Raw genomic sequence first — 19,474 nt, 5'->3', positions numbered from 1 at the left:
ATGAACCTCTCCTATCCTATCTGATGTATGGAATAAAGCGGGAGTGTGTGCCTCTGGTGAGAACAGACACCCCCGTTAAATGAGTAGTTCAATAAATCTAAGGCAGGTTAAAACGCAAATTGTATCGTTTCAACCGAGCTTGTTTTGCCTGCACTCTGCTCTCCACAGTTCAAATCTTTGATCTGAACTTGTGGATTTTCGCATATTTGGCTCAGTACAGCAACATAATCACGCATCATGCGGTGAATGCCAGCCGCTTTAAATAACTTGCTCGCATACAAGAAGCTGCCTTTGATGACATCATTTTCTTCGGACACGGACAACGTCAAATCAAATTTCGCCTCTACTCCATTATCAATCGGATATGGTGAAATCGTTAATTGATCAATGTAACCCCCGCGCTCCTCGGTATTCTGTAAGACAAACATAGTATCGAAAATCGGATTGCGATTAGGCTCCCACTGCAAGTTCAGTCGTTCAACAAGCTCTTCGAACGGGTAGTCTTGGTGCTCAAACGCGCCCAATGTCGTTTCCTTGACTTCCGCGAGGAAAGTTTGGAATGTTTTGTCCCGGTTTGGATAATTACGAATGGCAAGTGTGTTGATAAACATCCCGATTAAAGGCTCCAAATCAGCATGGTTACGACCAGCAACCGGTGTACCCACAATAATATCTTCATGGCCGCTGTATTTGGACAGCAAGATCGAGTAAGCAGACAACAACACCATGTACAATGTGCTTCCATGATTAGCTGCCAGTTGATTCAACCGCTGTGTGATAACCGGATCAATCTCGAACTCGACTTGATCACCCTCGAAGCTGCGGGCCGAAGGTCTGTCATAATCCGTTGGGAGCTCTACAACTGGCAAGTCGCCTTCTAACATTTGCAGCCAGTAGCTTTCCTGCTGCTGTTGTTCATTGCGATGCATGTCTGACTGCTGCCAAACAGCATAATCTTTGTACTGCACACGCAGCGGCGTCCGTTCTTCATTCGCATACAAGCCCGTAAACTCATCCACCAAGTTACTCATGGATGCCCCATCGGAAATAATATGGTGCATGTCAAACATGAGAATATGGCGTTCCGTTGTCAGCTCGATCAAGCCAACACGTAAAAGTGGAGGCTTATTCAGCTCAAATTCCCGAATGAAGCCAAGTACTGTCTCGGTAGCGTTTTGTTCTGCAGCCTGCTTGTACTCAATTGCAAACTCCGTATTTCGATGTACTCGCTGCATGGGCTCACCGTTGACCATTTCGAAGCCCGTCCGAAGCGTCTCATGCCGCGCAATTAATTTCAGGAATGCTGTTTGGAAGCGATCGCGGTTCAGCGGACCTTCAAGCAGCAGCACGCCTGGCATGTTGTAGCTTAACTCCGCTCCTTCGAGCTGGCTCAAAATATACAATCGTTTCTGTGCTGACGATAACGGATAATAGGCTTGCTCTTGCGCCAACGGAATAGCCGCATATTGCTGCTGCTCCATGCCTGTTATAGCTTGTGCCATCTCCTCAATTGTCGGATGCTGGAACACCCCGCGCAGTGGGAAGTTAACGTTCATCTCTTTGTAGAGTCGGCTCACCAAAGTGGTCGCTCGCAGTGAATGACCGCCTAGCTCAAAGAAGTTGTCTTTCACACCTACGCGGTTCAAGCCCAACACATCCTGCCAAATGCGTGCAAGCTGTAACTCCGTCGTTGTACGCGGCGCCACGAATTCCGCTCCGGTCTGCACGCCGCCTTCCGGTGCTGGCAGTGCACGGCGATCAATCTTACCGTTAGGTGTCAAAGGCAGTCGATCCAACTGTACAAAATACGACGGGATCATATATCCTGGCAGTTCCTGCGACAGCGCTGCCCGCAGCTCTCCTGCCGTTAACGTACCCTCAGCCGTGAAATACGCGCATAGCTGCTTCTGTCCCGCTTCGTCTTCCAGTGCAAGGACTGTTGCCTCTTGCACCGACGCCACGCTTAACAGCTGGGATTCCACTTCGCCAAGCTCGATACGGAAGCCGCGAATCTTCACCTGATGGTCGCTGCGGCCGATATATTCAATGCTGCCGTCAGCCAGCCAGCGGGCCACATCCCCCGTTTTGTACAGCCGTTCGCTTGGCGCAAACGGATTAGCAAGGAACTTCTCGTCCGTCAAATCTGGGCGTCCCCAATAGCCGCGACCTACGCAATCACCTGATACATACAGCTCTCCTGCGACCCCGATTGGCTGCTGCTCGAAGCTGTCATTTACGATGTAAATATGTGTGTTCGCCACAGGTTTGCCTATTGGCGGCAGACCCACCGCGATGTCTTCAGGCTGCATTGTATGGGTGGTCACGACGTGTGTCTCCGACGGGCCATAATGGTTGTGCAGGCTGATGCCCTGCTTCTGCAAGCACGCTTGTACCTGCGGCGTGACGACTAATTGTTCACCGGCAGTAATGATGTGCTCGACGCAGTCAGGGAAAGCCTCTGCCCATTCTGCTTCTGCAAAAATAAACTTCAAGAACGCCACCGGCAGATACAGCACGTTGATGTGGTTCTGCTCGATTTCTCGGAACAACCGCAGCGGCTCTTTGCGTACTTCGTTATCTACCATGTACAGGCAGCCGCCGAACAGTAGGGCAGAGAATATTTCTTGGTAGCTCACGTCAAAGCTGTTAGAAGCATATTGCAAAATGCGGGAAGGCATTGGAATGGTCGTTCCGTGCTGCTGATAGTAGAGCAGATTGACCATATTGCGATGCTCCAGCATAACCCCTTTTGGGTTGCCGGTCGTTCCTGATGTGTAAATAATATAGAGCAAATGAGCAGCTTCGTTGACATTACGCACTGCTGCACCTGTTCCCGTGTAGCTCCCCGCAGCGTGTACATCCAGCTTATCGACTTCATCTGGAACGAGTTCGAACAGTGACGCTTGCGTCAGCACCAGCTTCGCCCCACTGTCTGCCAGCATGTAGCGGATACGCGTTTCTGGATACTCTGGATCAATCGGGACGAAGGTACCTCCTGCTTTTAGCACTGCCAATACGGCAACCACCATCTCCAGCGAACGTTCCACCATAATGCCAACGGGCTGCTCGGCCGCTACTCCACGCTTTTGCAGCGTTTGCGCAAGCTGGTTCGCCTTCCGCTCCAGCTGCTGATAAGTTAACTGCTCGCTGCCAAAAGCAACGGCCGGCGCGTCAGGTGTGCGCTCCACTTGTCCTGCGAACAACTCGTGCACCGTCTTGTCGCGCGGATACGCCATTGCGGTGTTATTAAATGCTGCTTGCAATTGCTGCTTCTCTGCATCGGTTACTATCGCCAGCGACGAGATGTGTGCTTGCGGGTTATCCAGCACAGCGTCAATGAAGGTCTTAAAGTGCCCTATCATCCGTTCAATCGTCTCACGCTCAAATAGTTCCGTTGAATACTCAATGCTGCATATGATTTCCGCATCTGCTTCTTCAGCCTGGAATGTTAGGTCAAATTTCGAGATCGTATGTTCATTTTGAACCGCCTGCAGCTTCAGTCCATGGATGTTCATATCGCCTAGCTCTGCGTTTTGCAAAATAAACATCGTGTCGAACACAGGATTACGACTCATGTCTCGTACAACCTGGACTTTATCTACCAGTTCCTCGAAGGGATAGTTCTGGTTTTCAAAGGCGCCTAATGTCGATTCTTTCACTTCATCCAAATAGGATATAAATGATTTATGGCCGGCTGGGTAACTGCGAATGGCTAGTGTATTCACAAACATACCCATCAGCGGCTGAAGATCTGCATGATTTCGCCCTGCAATCGGTGTGCCGACGATGATATCCTCTTGTGCTGAGTATTTATGCAGCAAAGCGGTATATGCCGCCAACAATACCATATACATGGTCGCCCCACAGTTCGTGGCCAACTGCCGCAAGCCTTCGCTCTTCTCTGGGGAAAGTACGAACTGCTGCAGATCTCCGCGGAAGCTTTGTGTCGCTGGACGAATGTGATCGGTTGGCAGTTCGAGTACTGGAATTTCCCCTGCAAGTGTATGCAGCCAGTAAGCTTCCTGCTGTTTCATTTGCGCTTGCTGCACGGTCGATTGCTGCCACACAGCGTAATCTTTATATTGGATTTGCAGTGACGGCAGATCCTCATCGCCATACAAGCGAACAAATTCATTCACTAGAATTCCCATCGAAGTTCCATCGGATATAATATGGTGCATGTCAAACATCAACAGATAACGATGCTCTGACAACTTAATGAGTCCGATCCGCAGCAGCGGTGGTTGCTCCAGCTGAAACGAGCTTATAAATGAGCGTGTAAGCTCAGCGGCTTCCTCTTCGCTAGCCTCCATATACTCGACTGCGAATTCCACTTCTTCAGCTATTCGCTGTACTGGCTCGCCATTTACCAATTCAAAGCCAGTCCGCAGCGTTTCGTGCCGTAAGATTAGTCCATGGAAAGCAGCTTCAAAGCGGCTACGATCCAGTGCTCCCTCTAGCAGCATAATGTTAGGCATGTTATAGCTCAGTTCAGCTCCGTCCAACTGATGTAAAATATAGAGCCGTTTCTGTGCGGATGAAACAGGATAGTATGCACTGGTCTGTGCAACCGGTATGCTCACATATGTGTGCTGTCCTGCTATAGTCAAACGCTCAGCCATCGCTTCGAGCGTTGGGTACTGGAACACTTCGCGTAGTGGCATCTCAAGCTGAAGCTCTTGATGCAGCCTGTTGACTAAAATAGTTGCGCGTAAAGAGTGTCCGCCAAGCTCAAAGAAATGGTCTGTCATACTAACGGTCGTTAACCCGAGCACCTCTTTCCAGATACGAGCAAGCTGTGCCTCTTGCGGCGTACGCGGTTCAACATGTTCTGTCCCAGCGTGCATATGCTCTTCCGGTGCTGGCAGCGATTTGCGATCTACCTTGCCGTTAGGTGTCAGCGGTAGGCGATCCAATTGGATGAAATGTGATGGCAGCATATAGGCAGGCAGTTCTTGTCCAAGAATAGCCTTCAGTTCACTTGCAGAAATTGGCTGCTCTGCCACGAAATAAGCACAAAGCTGCTTTTCACCAGTGTCGGTCTCTCTTGCGACAACAATTCCTTCATGTACAGCCGGCACATCAAGCAATTGGGCTTCTATCTCACCCAATTCAATCCGATAACCGCGGATTTTCACTTGTTGATCGATACGTCCTACGTATTCGATTGAACCGTCTGGAAGCCATTTCGCCAGGTCCCCTGTTCGATACATTCTTTCACCCGCTGCAAACGGATTCTCGACGAACTTCTCTGCCGTCAAATCAGCTCGGTTCAAATACCCACGGGCCAAGCCATCGCCCGCCACACACAATTCCCCAGCTACTCCGACTGGCAGCAGCTTGTTCTTGCTATCTACGATGTAAATGGCGGTATTGCTGATAGGGCCTCCAATCGGAACCGTAACCGCTTGATCTTCCATTTCATAGACGTCATAACAGGTCGCAAAGACCGTACTCTCCGTTGGGCCATACACGTGCTTAATCGTTCCCGGTCCAAGATGACGGAGCGCTTTGCGAACGTGACTAACAGATACACGCTCCCCACCGAACAAAATAGCACGCAGGTGGTGCAAGCACGCAGTATTGACATCAACCAATACGTTAAAGAACGCAGTTGTGATAAACATAACCGAGATCCGTTCACGCTCTATCAAATCGGCCAGCATTCGAACTTCCAGCAGTATCTCTTGCGGGATCAAAACGAGCTTCGCTCCGTTCAGCAGCGCACCAAATATGTCAAACGTTGAACCGTCAAAAGCATAGCTGGATAACTGCAAGACATGATCTTGCTCAGAAATGCTCATATATGCTGCACCTTTTACTACCCGTACGATGTTGCGGTGAGTCGTTAAATTTCCTTTAGGCTTGCCCGTCGTGCCTGACGTGTAGATGACGTATGCCAGATCTGTCGCATCACTGCTTCCTTCCAGATTCGTTCCATTAGCGTCATACGCTAGTTCGTCATCAAGCACAATGATCCTGCTTATGCCAGGGACTCTATCTACAAGATGCTGCTGCGTCAGCATAAGCTGAGCACCGGAGTCTTCGATCATATAGCGAATGCGTTCCTCCGGATATTCTGGGTCGATAGGCACGTAAGCACCGCCGGCCTTTAAGATAGCCAATATACCGACAATCATATTAAGGGAACGCTCTGCCATTAGGCCTACCAAATGGTCGGTTGTTACCCCTTGCGACTTCAGCGTCCGCGCAAGGCGATTGGCCCGTTCGTTTAATTCATGATAAGTCCAAACACGGTTATCAAACGAAACAGCAATCGCATTTGGTACTCGTTGAACTTGTTCCTCGAACAATCGATGCAGCGCAGTATGACGTGGATAATTTGTTACTGTAGCGTTAAAGGTGTCAATAATCTCTACCTTTTCTGGTGCGGTCGTTAATTCCAGATCACTAATTAAAATGTGTGGATTAGCCGCAATCTGCTCCAGAATGTGCAGCAAGTGACCCATCAGCCGTTCCATGTCCGCATGTCTGAACACATTGGCATTGTAATCAAACCGGAAAGAAAGCTCCTCGCCTGGAATGACGATCACGTTGAAGTCATAATTGGTCTGCTCTTCCACCTCAACGTTTGTAATGGCCAGCACGCCACGCTCGTCGCCGCCTGCCTGCTCCAATTGCTCATCCATCGGATAATTTTCGAACACCATAATTTGTCTAACTAGATCTTGCTTTTGTACCGTACGTGCTTGAATCTCATACAATGGATAATAATCAAATTTACCGGATTCGAGAGCTTGTTCCTGCAATTGTCCCATTAGTTCGGCAAAACTGTCGTCTGCATTGGATCTCACACGAACTGGTATCGTATTGATAAACAATCCGATCATCGACTCGATACCTGTTATTTCCGCAGGTCTACCGGATACGACACTGCCGAAGACCACATCGTTAGTGCCATTGTATTTTTGTAAAATGACACCCCATGCGGCTTGCAGCAAGGTGTTCAGCGTCACCTGATGCTGCTTGGCTGCCCGACTGATCGCTTTGCTAAGTGATGCGTCCAATTCACGGCTCAGTTGTTCTGCGACGTAGGCCTCGCTTCTAATCGATGTAGTTTCTTGCGGAAGGGCTGTCTGCTGATCGTAATCTCCCAGATAGGTGGACCAATACGCAGAAGCCGCTTCTTTGTCCTGCCTTTCCAGCCATTCGATATAGTGACTGTACGCAGGAACTGTTGACTGAGCTGGCTGTTGCTGCTGCACGAATGCGGCATACGTGTCAAACAGCTCTTGTGTAAGCTGCGGCAAGCACCAACCATCCATCAATATGTGGTGTGAGCTCCATAGCACTTGATAACTTACTTCATTCATTTGTATAACGGATACACGTAATAGTGCATCACGCTCCAGATCAAATCCTCGCGCCTGATCTTGGTCTGCCATCGCTTGGATGTATGCCTTTTGTTCTTCTTCACCAAGGTCTTGTATGTCTTCAAAAGTGAAGCCAAGCGTTTTTTCCTTAAACACGATTTGTACAGGTTCACCAAGCGGTCCACTAGTAAAATTCGTACGCAGCACAGCATGACTTTGCGCCAATGTTTGCAAGCTTCTGGCGAACAAATCTACATCCAGCTCACCTTCGAGCGTGAACCGAGTCTGTTCATGATACGCTCCTGTTTGACTGTTCATGGCACTGTGGAACCACATGCCCTTCTGCATTGGAGTCAGTGTATATATATTTTCAATATGACCAGTATGCTGCATACGCTCCGTCAGCTGCTCTAAAGCATCAACGCTCAGCCCTTGCAGGAGCACATCGCTTGGTGTTAATTCTGGACGTGCTTGCGCTGTGCAATGGTTAATAATGTCCTGCAAGCATGATTTTAAGCAAGCTGCCAGCTCAATCATCGTGTCCTTGCGGAATTCTTTGCCGCTGTAGCTGAGATCAAGCGATAAGACGCCGTTTGTAATGATGCCGTTAATGTCCAATGCATACTTACGTGCTTGTTCATCGCTAATATCCGAACCGCTGGAATACGGCGATACAATCAACTCGTTGCTCTGCAGATCCTGATCGAATTGTCCAAGGTAGTTAAATCGAATGTCAGGCGTCTGAGCTGCCGCCCATAGTTGTTCATCACCGGCAGATAAGTAACGGCAAATGCCGTACCCAATTCCTTTGTTTGGAATCCGGCGCAAATCCTCTTTTACCTTTTTTAGCTGATAGGCCAGCATTTTCCCCGGTTCAGTCTCTAAAAGGAGCGGATACTCGCTAGTAAACCAACCTACCGTACGTGTAATATCCACATCTTCCAGAATGGACTCACGACCATGACCTTCAAGAGCTACAAGCACACGCTCAAGTCCACGCCATTGCTGAACGGCCATCCCAAGTGCTGTCAGCAGAATATCGTTCATGTCCGTGTTATAAGCACGATGTACCTGCTTCAGTAATTGCTCTGTATCTTCTTTGTTCCATTCCACAACAACGGATTCGGTGTCCCTTTGGAATGTCCGTTCGACCTCGAAGTCTTTAGATAACGAAGATACTTCTGTTTTTACGATACTCTCCCAGTATGCGCGTTCTTTTTCTGAGGATGGGCTATTCGCATATGCAGCGAGCTGCTCCGCCCAGATCTGGAAGCTATCTGTTTTTACTGGAAAACGTATGCTTTCACCCTTTTGAGCTTGTTCATAACCAGATGCGATATCCTCCAACAAGATCCGCCACGACACGCCGTCTATGACCATATGGTGGACGACTAGCAATAAATGATCTCCATCCGTACCGTGGAACAAACCTGCTTTCACAAGCGGACCAGCTTCCAGATTCATTCCGCTTTGAATCTCATTAGCCTTTGCTTCAATGGCTGCACCAGGATCGGCCAGCTGTGTAACGTCAGCCTCTTCCAGACCGAACAGGTTGCCGTCTGCAATTGCACGGTTCCAAGATGCATATCCATCTTGAGCTGTCTTTCGTATGACGATTCTCAAAGCGTCATGATGCTCCACCAGCTTATTCAGTGCTGCACGAAGCGCTGTAACATTAAAACCTTCTTTGCGGAACAACATGATTGACTGGTTGAAATGATGTGATTCAGCAAAATTTTGCTCAAAAAACCAATGTTGAATTGGGGTTAATGGAACTAAACCTGTTACTTCGCCTTGATCTGCCAATCTGCTGATTGGCTGCAAATGTGCTTGCAGCTGCGCAATTGTCGGGTATTTGAACAAGTCCCGAATTTCCAGCTTATAGCCCGCTTGCTGCAGTCGAGATGCCACTTGAATGGACTTGATGGAGTCGCCACCTAGTTCAAAGAAATGATCCAACACACCAACTCGCTCGATGCCCAATACAGCTTGCCATACAGTCGCAAGCGTCTTCTCCATATCAACTCGCGGCGCAACATACTCCGCGCCTGTATGCAAGCTTCCTTCAGGAGCAGGCAGCAATTTGCGATCCAGCTTGCCATTAGGTGCAAGCGGCATCTGTTCCAGCTGTACAAAGTACGACGGAATCATATAACTTGGCAATTCCTCTGCCAGCGCCGCTCTTAACTCGCCTACCGTCAGCTCACCCTCTGCGACGTAATAAGCACAGAGCGACTTCTGTCCGCTCTCGTCCTCCCGAGCAACGACTACCGTCTCGCGTACCGCCTCGACTTGCAGCAGCTGTGTCTCGATCTCGCCCAACTCGATGCGGTATCCGCGTATTTTCACTTGGTGGTCAATGCGACCCAAGTATTCAATGTTGCCGTCAGGCAGCCATCGTGCAAGGTCGCCTGTGCGATACATGCGCTCACCTGGCATAGACGGCAGCGTCACAAATTTGTCAGCCGTCAACTCCGGCCGCATCCAGTAGCCGCGCGCCAGTCCCACGCCCGCGATGCACAGCTCACCCGCCACACCAATAGGCTGCAGCTGATTTTGTTCGCTTACAATATAGATCCGTGTATTGTCGATCGGCTTGCCGATCGGCACGCTCACATATGGCTGGCCAGCTTCGCAATCAAAGTACGTGACGTCGACGGTGGCTTCCGTCGGTCCGTACAGGTTGATCAGCCTTGCCCCATTCACGGGTGCAATGAAGCGCTGGAAGCGCTCGACTTGTGATGCGAGCAGCGCTTCGCCGCTCGTAAACACTTGCCGCAGCGGCTGCAAGCTGCGCTCACGCTCGGCCTGCGACAGCTGTTCCACATGCTCAAGGAAGGCATGCAGCATAGATGGCACGAAGTGCATCGTCGTTATGCGTTCACGTTCAATCGTCTCCAGAATGACCGCCGGATTTTTCTCGCCGCCTACCGGCAGCAGGCACACTTTGGAGCCCACAAAGGCCCACCAGAACAACTCCCAGACGGAGACGTCAAACGTAATCGCCGTCTTTTGCATAATCGTGTCTTCCGCACCGATCTCATAACGCTTCTGCATCCAGAGCAGGCGATTGAGGACGGAAGTATGCTCCACCATAACGCCTTTCGGACGACCTGTCGTACCTGATGTGTAGATCACGTATGCCGCATCCTGCGGTTGATTGATCAATTCAAGGTTCGTGCCGTCTGCATCGTACATGTGAATGTCATCCAATTGCACGACACGTCCGGCAAAGTCAAGGCCTTCTCCCGAGCTGCCCTGAATGAGCAGCACCTGTGCTTTTGAATCTTCCAGCATATAACGAATGCGTTCTTCTGGATAATCCGGTGCGATTGGCACGTAGGCGCCGCCTGCTTTCAGCACGGCCATTATGCCCACCATCATTTCCAGGGAACGATCAGCCATCACCCCAACGATCTGGTCTGGCACCACGCCGATGTTACGCAGCGTTCGTGCCAGGCGATTAGCTTGCTCGTTCAACTCTCGATAGGTTAGTTCCTCTTCCCCGAACATAACCGCGATCGCATCCGGAGTCAGAGCTGTTTGCTCTTCGAACATCCGGTGAATCGTCTGATCTTGCGGATAATCGGCCGCCGTATCGTTAAACGACTTCATCAGCTCCGCCTTCTCATCAGCGGTCGCCAACTCTAGTTCGCCTACGGCAATACGCGGATTAGCCGTCACTTGCTCAAGCACATGTACGAGGTGGCCTCGCAGCCTTTCCATGCTGTCCCGGTCATACACATTCGCATTAAATTCGATTCGGAACATAATATCATCACCAGGCATCGCAACCAGATTAAAATCATAGTTGGTCTGTTCAGCGACTTGTACATCTGTAATCATCAGTTGGCCTCGCTCGTCGCCTGCCTGCTCCATTTGTTCTTCCATAGGGTAATTTTCAAATACGAGAATATGATTAATCAGATCTTGTTTTTGCGTACTTCTTCCTTGAATTTCATATAATGGGTAATAATCGTAACGACCTGACTCTAACGCCTGCTCCTGAATCCGCTCCATTAACCCGGCGAAGTCCGTTTCCGCTTCACAGGAAACACGGACCGGTATTGTATTAATAAACAATCCAATCATCGATTCGATACCAGCAACTTCAGCCGGTCTACCCGATACGACACCTCCGAAGACCACATCATCAGTACCATTATATTTTTGTAAAATGATACCCCAAGCGGCTTGCAGCAGTGTATTTAACGTTACCTGGTGTTTTTTCGCTACACGACTCATATTTGAGCTTAATGATTTGCCCAGTTCAAACACAATATGCTCGGTGGTGTATCCGTCGCTGCGAACTTGTGATTTTCCTTGCGGCAGTATCGTTTGCTGGTCATACCCCGATAAATACTCGGACCAGTATTGGGAAGCTGCTACATTGTCTTGACGGCCTAGCCACTCAATATATTGACTGTATGACGGCACCGTAGTTCGCTTGAGCTCGCGCTGCTGTACGGCAGCAGCATATGTTTCCAGCCACTCTTGCGTCAACTGCGGCAAGCACCAGCCATCCATAAGAATATGATGCGAGCTCCAGATCACATGGCTGCTGTTGTCGCTTGTGCGGATAACCAGCACACGCATGAGCGCATCCCGTTCCAGATCGAAACCGCGTTCTTTATCTGCTTGTGCCAAAGTCTCAACATGCACCTGCCGTTCTTGCTCCGGCATATCGCTCAGGTCTTCATGAATAAACCCAAGATGCTTGTCTCGATAAACAATCTGTAATAGTTCTCCGTTCCAGCCACTATAAAAATTAGTGCGCAGCACCGCATGCTGCTTCGCCAGCGAATCAAGACTGTTAGCAAACAACTGCACGTCAAGCTCACCTTGGATGTTAAACCGAGTTTGCTCAAAATAAGCGCCTGCCTGTCGATCCATAGCCGTATGGAACCACATGCCTTTTTGCATCGGCGTTAACATGTAGATGTCCTCAACTTCTCCAATAGAGCTCGTCTGACCTACAATCTGATCCAAATCCTCAACGCTGAGACCGTCCAACAACACGTCGCTTGGTGTCAATTCTACTCGGTCCTTTGTTGTACAGTGAGTGATGATATCCCGTAAGGTCTGACGCAGCAGACTCGCCAACTGTTCGATCGTGTCATGGCGATATTGTTTGCTGCTGTAGCTAAGATCCAGCATTAGTACACCGCCAGAAATCATACCATTAATATCCAATGTGTAACCGCGAACTTGACGGATACTCATTTCCGAACCATTTGAATGAGGAGATACTTCCATATCATTGTTTGCCAAGTCTTGATCAAACTGTCCGAGATAGTTAAAGCTGATTTCCGGCTTGGCCACAGAAGTATTGACAACCGAACGCTTGCCTGACAAGTATCGATAAATTCCATAACCGATGCCTTTGTTAGGAATGCTTCGCAAATTCTCCTTTGTCTTTTTGATCTGGTAGGACAAACCCTTATCTGGCTCCGCTTCAATCAGCACGGGATATTCACTTGTAAACCAGCCAACTGTACGGGAAATATCAACGTCTTGTAATATCGACTCCCGCCCATGGCCTTCCAATGTAACAAGCACCTGACTATTGAGGCACCATTTCTGCATTGCAATACCAAGCGCCGTCAGTAAAATGTCATTCATGTCCGTGTTATAAGCACGATGGACATGCTTTAATAACTGCTCGGTATCCTCTTCGTTCCATTCTACGATTACTGATGCACTGTCCTGTTGATAGGATAGTTCGGCATCATAATCTTTAGGAAGCGAGGCAGACTTCGACTGCTCTACTTGCTCCCAGTATGTGTATTCCCGTTCCATTGCTGGACTGATTGCATGTGCGGCAAGCTGTTCAGCCCACACACGATAGCTGTCGGTCTTAGAAGGAAAACGAAGTACTTCACCTTTTAACGCTTGCTCATAGCCTGATGCAATATCCTCCAGCAAAATGCGCCAGGAGACACCGTCAACGACGCCATGATGCATCACGATTAACAAATGATCTCCGTCGTCAGCATGCATTAACCCGGCCCTTACCAATGGACCAGCATACAAATCGATGCCGCTTTGAATTTCATTTGCTAATGCTTCGATTGCTTGATTGCAGGACGGATCGCCTGTGAAATCACGAACATCCAGTCTATAAAGTTCGCCGTCGCCTACTTTCCGATTCCAGGCGGTGTGCTCGCCTTGATCAGAGTGATGGAACACGATCCGCAATGCATCGTGATGCGTAACGATCGCTTGTAATGTGCTGCGGAGTGCCGCTTCGTTGAACCCCTCCCTGCGATGCAGCATGATCGATTGATTGTAGTGGTGCGGGTCTTCCATTTGCTGTTCAAAGAACCAGCCGAGAATAGGCGTTAATGGAACCTCACCAGACACCTCTCCCTGATCTGCAACCTTACCGACTGCTTGAATATGAGGAGCTAGCTGCGTAATTGTCGGGTATTTAAATAAATCCCGTATTTCTAGCTTATAACCGACCTGATGCAGACGGGATGACACTTGAATCGACTTGATGGAGTCTCCACCCAATTCGAAGAAATGATCCAGCACCCCGATACGATCTGTACCTAATACAGTTTGCCATACGATTGCGAGCGCCGCTTCCACGTCTGTACGAGGAGCAACATATTCCGTACCTGTATGTGCGTTGCCTTCTGGAGCAGGCAAAGACTTGCGGTCAATCTTTCCATTTGGCGTAAGCGGTAAACGCTCTAGCTGCACAAAATAGGACGGAATCATATAAGTTGGCAGCTCTTCTGCCAAGGCATTTCGGAGCTCGCTGACCGTTAATTCTTTGTCAGCCACAAAATATGCGCACAATGCTTTTTGACCATTTCTATCTTCACGTGCTACAACTACGGCTTCTCGCACGATGTCTAGCTTGAGCAGCTTAGATTCCACTTCGCCGATTTCGATCCGGTACCCCCGGATTTTAACTTGATGGTCGATGCGTCCTAAGTATTCCACATTCCCATCCGGCATCCATCTTGCGAGATCACCAGTCTTATAGAGTCGCTCTCCATCATGGAAAGGACTCACAACAAATTTCTCAGCTGTCAGTTGAGGTTGGTTCCAATATCCACGTCCTACACAAGGACCTCCAATATATAATTCACCAATAATGCCGAGCGGCTGAAGCGAATGATGGTCGTTCAAGATATACATCGTCACCCCTGGCAATGGTTTACCAATAGGCAGTGTCCGTGGTATTTCCTGAGTCTTAGGCTCATAGTAGGAAGCATCTATGCATGTTTCTGTTATTCCATAGCTGTTGATAATTCTCATTTGTGAACCAAATCGATCAATCAGCTTCTGGAACTCTTCTGTTGGGCAGTAATCTGAACCAACAGCAACAAGCTTCAGACTGCTAATATCCAACTTATTTTCGTACACATATTCCATCAAAGGAATGACAAGAGATGGTGTTGAATCGAACATATGAATGCCATGTTTATGGATTAAATGATAAATTTCTGCTGGATTTGCACGAGCCTGCTCTGGGCAAAGAATCAGTTCCCCACCATGCAAAAGTGCACGAATGAGGTCGCCCGAGAACACGTCAAAGGAGAAGCTGGCCCACTGCATCCAACGAATATTTTCATCACGCAAATGATATTCACGTTCCCACGCACGCGCTAACACCGTTAATTGTTTATGCTCAATCATGACGCCTTTGGGCTTGCCAGTCGTTCCTGATGTATAGATAATGTAGGCTAGGTGCTCAGGCGTATTATGGGATTCCAAATTAGAAGCGTCTTGATCATAAAATGCATCGTCGTCCAATATCACCAATACTCCGTCAAACGTGATACGCTCCTGGAGATGTCGCTGCGTAATAAGTACACGCGCATTGGAATCTTCCAACATATAGCGGATACGATCTTCTGGATATTTCGGGTCAATCGGCACATAAGCTCCGCCTGATTTCAAGATCGCGATAATACCCACGATCATTTCCAATGAGCGATCTGCCAGAATACCTACCAATTGTTCAGGCTCTACACCATTCCCGCGCAGCGTCCTAGCCAATCGGTTCGCACGTTCGTTAAGCTCACGATACGTAAGTTGTCCATCTTCGTGTACTACAGCGATATGATCTGGTGTACGTGCCGCCTGCTCTTCGAATAGTTGATGTACCACTTTTCCTTGGGGTATCTCTGGTGACTCATCGTTAAAAACAAAGCGGATCTGTGCTTGTTCTTCATCGGTTAACATGCCAAGTGCAGCGATTGGGGTAGCAGGCTCGTTTACGATGGAATCAAGCAGCTCTACAAAATGCTTCGTCATTCTTACGATGGTGTCACGCTTGTACAAAGCAGTTGCGTATTCCACGCTGCATGCAAATCCATCGGCCCCTTCAGCAACGTCCAGAGTCAAGTCAAATTTCGATATGTTGTGCTCGCTTGGATAGGGTTTCAATTGTAATCCCGGCAATTCGAAATCATTGCCTGCAGCTGCATTTTGCAAGGAGAACATTGTATCAAAAAGTGGATTTCGGCTCATGTCACGTGGGACTTGAAGCTTGTTAACGAGCTCTTCAAATGGATAATCCTGATGCTCAAATGCACGTAATGCATTCTGTGTAACTTCTTCGAGGTAGGATAAGAAAGTTTTCTCTTTAGCTGGATAATTGCGGATCGCGAGCGTACTAACAAACATCCCGATAAGCGGCTGCATGTCACTATGTGTTCTGCCTGCATTCGGAGTTCCTATAATAATATCTTCCTGCCCCGTATACTTCTGCAGCAATACAGTGTAAGCGGCGAGCAGCACCATATACAGTGTAGTCCCGTTATCTGTCGCAAGACGCTGCAGCGCCGTGCCAATCTCACCTTTTATCGTAAATTCAAACGTATCACCTTCATAGCTTTGTATCGATGGCCGCATATGATCCGTCGGCATTTCAAGTATCGGCAGCTCGCCACTGAATGACTGCAACCAGAATGCTTCCTGCTGCTTCATCCGTTCCTGCTGCGCTGCTGATTGCTGCCATACGGCATAATCTTTGTATTGAATGCGCAGCTCAGGAAGCACTTCGTTTGCATACAAGTGGGTAAATTCCTCCACCACGATCCCCATCGACACACCATCAGAAATAATATGATGCATATCATAAAGAAGAATATGTCGATTATTTGCCAACTCGATCAGACCGACTCGCAGCAGTGGCGGTGTTTGCAGATCAAATGCACGAACGAAGTCACGAACAGTCTGATCAGCCTCAGCCTCACTAACCTTCATATACTCCACTTCAAAGTCAACGTCGCGGTACACGCGCTGCATAGGCTCCCCGTTTACCAGCTCGAATCCCGTACGCAGCGTCTCGTGGCGTGCGATCAGCTTACGAAATGCAGCTTCAAATTGATCACGATCAAGCTCGCCTTCAAGCAGCATGACGCCTGGCATGTTATAGCTCTGTTCCGCACCTTCTAGCTGCTGCAAAATATATAGCCGCTTCTGCGATGATGAGACTGGATAGAAATCTCTCGCTTCTATTGGAGCAATTGCATTGTACTCCTGCTGCTCCTTACCACCTATCAATTGAGCAAGTTCCGCAACCGTTGGAGAACTGAACAATTCACGCAGCGGCACACTAACACCTAACTCTTTATGCAGCTTGCTTGCGAGATCAGCACCACGCAGAGAGTGACCGCCAAGTTCAAAGAAGTTATCGTTTACGCCTACTACAGCTATACCAAGAGTTTCTTGCCATATTTGAACAAGCAGCTCTTCCAGTTCTGTTCGTGGCGCAACGTACTCCGTGCCAGTTACGATACTATCCAACGGATCAGGGAGAGATTTACGATCCAGCTTGCCATTAGGCGTTAGCGGAAGCTGCTCCAACTGCACAAAATGAGAAGGGATCATATAGCTAGGCAGTCCAACAGCTAGTTCAGTTCTCAACTCGTTTACAGTCAGGTTGCGATCAGCTGTATAATAGGCGCACAACGCTTGCTGTCCATTGTCATCTGGTCGAGCAATTACAACGGCTTCTTTGACATCATCTATCTTCAGGAAACTAGCTTCAATTTCTCCCAATTCGATACGGAAACCGCGAATCTTTACTTGATGATCAATGCGTCCTAAATATTCGATCGTGCCATCGGGCAGCCATCGGGCTGAATCGCCAGTCCGGTACATACGGTCGCCATACACGTGAGCAAAAGGGTTCTCGATAAATTTATCAGCTGTAAGCTCTGGGCGGTTCAAGTAGCCTCTGGCCAATCCTTGACCCGCAATGCACAATTCCCCTGGAACGTTTAACGGCTGCAGCTGGCCGAGTGCATTCACGATAATGACTTGCGTATTTGAAATTGGGGTACCAATTGTAATAGGCTGATTTTGCTCCAGCTTTCTGGAACACGTAGTCACCACGCTATTTTCAGTCGGACCGTATTCATTAAATAATTCTACGTGTGGAAGCAACTGCTGGCTTCGGGCCACAAGTGATGGGCTGACGCTCTCACCAGCTAATGTCACCTTGCGTAGTGTTGAGGCAGATTCTGCGTTCACGATATTAAGCAGCGCACCGTACAGGTTCGGCACACAAATAAAATGTGTGATACCCGAGTCTGTCATGATCGTACTCAAAGCAAGTGGGTCCTTTGATTCTTCTTCTCGCAGCATATGTACGCTAGAGCCTGACACTAAGGATACAAACGTACTCATCACAAAACCGTCAAAAGAGAACGAGAACAATTGCAGCACTCGATCAGCAGTATCCAGTGCATAAAATTGCTTCCTCCACAGCAATGCATTGACTATGTTTTGATGCTCGATCATAACCCCTTTTGGATTGCCAGTCGTTCCTGATGTATATATGACATAGGCCAAATCTGTCGGGTCCGCAACATTTGCAAGATTGGTACCGTCCACATCATAGTTGGTTTCATTATTCACATCCACGATACGACCGTTGTAAGAGACACGATCACACAGATGACCCTGCAGCAAAAGTACTTGCGCGCCTGAGTCCTCCAACATGTAGTGAATGCGGTCTTGCGGATATTCGGGATCAATTGGCACGTAAGCTCCGCCTGCTTTCATAATGGCCAGAATACCCACCATCATTTCCAGCGAACGTTCGACCATGATACCAACTAATTGATCGTGCACTACACCTGCTGCACGTAATGTTCGGGCTAGCTTGTTCGCCCGCTCATTTAACTCTCGATAAGTCATTTGTTGCTGACCATATACAACAGCAGCCCCATCTGGCGTGCGCTCTGCTTGTTCCTCAAACAATTGGTGAATTGTATATTCGCGCGTATTTTCCTTAAACGTATCATTAAATTCAAATAACAGCTTTGTGGTTTCTAGCTCCGAGAGTAGGCACATTTCACTCAGCTTCTGTTCCGGATCGGACAATACTGCAGTGAATACGTGCTGTAAGTGGTTGATAATCTGTGCAATGAAGTCTGAAGAGTAGACGTTCTCGTTGTAGACTACATTTAGAAGAATTTGATCGTTTTCAAGCTCAAATTGGAACAACAAGTCTGCTACGACATGTTGTGTGAAGCTTATGGTATGTATCTCTTTCAAAGCAACCATCGTATTTACAACAGGCAATGCGTTTACGGCTTGTAATTGCAGCTGTTCTGTCATCATACGAAAAGGGATATGTTGATGACGTATAGCATCAGGTAGCGTTGACTTGAGTGCGGAAAGTAACGATTTAAAAGTAGTGTCGACATCCACTTTATCTTTAAGGATGACCACATGGTTGATCGGACGCCTAGTGTCATCCACTTTCGGTACGATCGGCATGCCTATAACGATCTTTTCTTCATTCGTATATTTGTACAGCAGACTTTGAACGCCTGCCAGCAAGATCATGTAAATTGCCATGTTAGAGCCCCGTGCCATCTGGATAATTCGTTGGGAAGTATGGGCTGGCAATATGTTTGAAATGGAATAAAACGAAGTTGCTTCGCTGCTTGGAGGCTTATTGTATGGTAGTGTCGTAGGAGTATCTTCAGCATCGAGTTTTGCCTGCCAAAAAACGATTTCTTTATCAAATGCCATTCTGATCTTCTCCCCTCTCTAATCGGGCAAAACTGTGAAAGAGCTTGTTATCCCAGGGTACATGCAGTCAAGCAGCAACCTCATGCACCCTAGGATAAACAACATCACACTAGTTCTTCATCGTTCCA

At 48.4% G+C, this 19,474-nt stretch carries 1 protein-coding gene; it reads right to left on the bottom strand.

The genetic code is table 11. The features are described 5' to 3' along the window. Positions 1-107: 107 nt before the first annotated feature. Complete coding sequence (locus QP775_RS03440) at positions 108-19,346, bottom strand: non-ribosomal peptide synthase/polyketide synthase (protein WP_285103614.1); 19,239 nt, start codon at positions 19,344-19,346, stop codon at positions 108-110. Between the last annotated feature and the right edge of the window lie 128 nt (positions 19,347-19,474).

Origin of the sequence: Paenibacillus sp. UMB4589-SE434 (assembly GCF_030226685.1) — a bacterium.
GTDB lineage: Bacteria > Bacillota > Bacilli > Paenibacillales > Paenibacillaceae > Paenibacillus_B.
This window is presented reverse-complemented; position numbering and strand designations above follow the sequence as displayed.